Below are 2,254 nucleotides of genomic sequence, written 5' to 3'. Positions count from 1 at the left end.
GTGCGGCTGGAGACCGTGGCGGGCCTGTTTCCACGCGCGTTCTCGCTGTCGGGCGCCGCGACGGTACACGTCGTGAAACAGGCTGGGGACGGCGGTTTCAACGCTGAGATCCAACTCGACCAGGCGGACATTTCGCTCGGGAACTATCTCCGCAAGCGCGCGGGCGACCCCATGTCCGTCGTGGTGCGCGGCGCGGCGGGGGCGTCCGGCTGGGAAGTGCGGGAAGCGCGCGTGGACTGCCTGGGTGAATCCATGACCCTCACGTTTGGGGCGCACGGGGACACGCGCACGGAATTCGACCTCCATCTCGATGTGCTGGCGCGCCTTCTGCCCGAGGGCGGTTCCGCGAAGGGGCGCATCGCGGGTACGGTCGCTACGAGTCCCTTTGCGGTACACCTGTCGCTGTCGGACGCCGGGCTCAGCATCCGGCCCGACGCAGCTATCGACTCGATGAACGGCGAAATTGCGTTCCAGGACGGCTACCTGACGTGTCGCGACATTCGCGTGCTTGGCGCGGACAGCGATTGCACGGTCAACGCCAGCTATCAGGGCGACCACTGGGAGGCTCAGATTACGGGCGAAAAACTGGACCTGGACGCATTCGCCGTGCTCGTGGAAGCCGTGCAGTCGGCGGGCAAGGCGCCGGAGGAGACGGCAGAGCCGCCCAGCGCTTCGGGGGAAGGCGCCGCCGCAAGCGCGTCCCGGAGCGCGTTCCAGACCGGCGAAGTGGCGCTGCAGCTCAAGTCATTGTATTACCGGCGCGGCCGGCTGGACGACGTCCACACCAACATTCGCATCAGTCCGGACGAGGTGCTCTTCGAGAGCCTCAATGCCCGGCCCTATTCAGGGCTCGTGGACGGCAGAGTGCGGCTTTCGCTGGGGACCAATCCGCTCCGGCTCGCGCTTAGCCTTTCGCTGAACGACGCGGACGTGAAGATTCTGGACGATGTCTTCTTCGAACCGCCGCGACAGCTTGCGGGCACGGCCACGGGCTTCATCGACCTCGAATTCCCGGTCGGCGCCGCCGCGGAAACGTTGCGCGACATGTCGGGCCGCGTGGACTTGGACCTCTCCAACGGGTCCTACGGGCAGCTTGGCACGGTTATAGACGCGCTCAGTTTTTTCCGTGTGCTCGAATTCATCCGCCTCAGCGTTCCCGCGCTGGACCGGAAAGGACTTACCTTTGACAAGAGCCTGCTGAAATGCAAAGCGGATAAGGGCGTGATTACGCTGGATACGTTCACGCTTACGACCAAGTCCTATGCTATCGACGGTTTCGGCACGCTGAACTACCGCGACGATGTGGCCGACGCCATCGTGCGCGTGAACCTGCTGGAACTCGTCACGGGCATCGTCACGCGCGTGCCGGTGCTTGGCAGCGCCGTCGACCGCATCAGTTCGTACGCGGATGTGGTCGTGCACGTGGGCGGTTCGCCGCTCAACCCTGAATTCAGCCTCCGGCCCAGCATCGGTTCCCGCAAGCCGAAGGCCGAAGAGGGCGCGGAAGAAGCGCCGGTCGAGGGTGTTGTCGAGTCCGTCGGACTGTAACCGGCCCTCAGAAGCCGACCTCATACGTGCCCGTCACGCTTTCGTCCGTGCGCACGGTCAGGCGCTGTGTTTCGGGTGTGTACCGCCATGCCGCGCCTTCCGCAAGCGGGGCGCCGTCGCGCGTGACGGATTTCGGCTTTGCCGGGGCGAGCACGCGCAGGAGATGGGGCCGGGCCGCGCCTTCGATGCGGACCGTCAGCGGCGCTTTGCCCTGCATCACGACGGTAGCCGTGGCGCGCCCGTTGCCTTCCGGATGGCGCACCTGGAACGTGTGTTCGCCGCCGTCGGGATAGAGGTTCAACGTAAGCAGGCCCTCCCAATCGCGGTCGCCGATGCCGGTGTATGCGCGCGCAATGCGCATAGGCAGGATCGCGCCGTCGCGGATGTAGACCGGGAATTCGTCGAGGGGATAGTCGCGCGCGAAGGTTGTGCCGCCTTCGAGCAGCCGCGTGTCGTCGAACCAGTAGCGCCATTGCCCTTCGGGCAAGGACACTTGCCGCGTATTCGAGTCCTCGAAAATGGGCGCGACAAGGATGTCCTTGCCGAGAAGGTAGTGATACTTCGCGTCGAGCGGGCGCATGAGCGGCTGGCCGCCCTCGTGGCACGCGGCGACGTGGCTGTACAGATACGGGAGCAGTTCCGTGTGCAGCCATGCGTATTCGCGGATGATCGCGAGTTCTTCCGGCGTGCGGCGGCTCATGCGGCG

Annotated in this window: 2 protein-coding genes; one reads left to right on the top strand and one right to left on the bottom strand. The window is 65.5% G+C overall.

Translation table 11 applies throughout. The features are described from left to right. Nucleotides 1-1,548, top strand: a 1,548-nt coding sequence (locus KA184_21355) for an AsmA-like C-terminal domain-containing protein (protein ID MBP8132134.1), incomplete at its 5' end; no start/stop codon positions are given. Between the two features lie 7 nt (nt 1,549-1,555). Here KA184_21355 and KA184_21350 read toward each other — a convergent pair. Then, nucleotides 1,556-2,254, bottom strand: a 699-nt coding sequence (locus KA184_21350; protein MBP8132133.1) for a glycoside hydrolase family 31 protein, incomplete at its 5' end; no start/stop codon positions are given.

The sequence above is a fragment of the Candidatus Hydrogenedentota bacterium genome, assembly GCA_018005585.1.
In the GTDB taxonomy this organism is placed as follows: domain Bacteria; phylum Hydrogenedentota; class Hydrogenedentia; order Hydrogenedentales; family JAGMZX01; genus JAGMZX01.
Note: the sequence above shows the minus strand (reverse complement) of the source record. Positions and strands in the feature narration are given on the sequence as shown.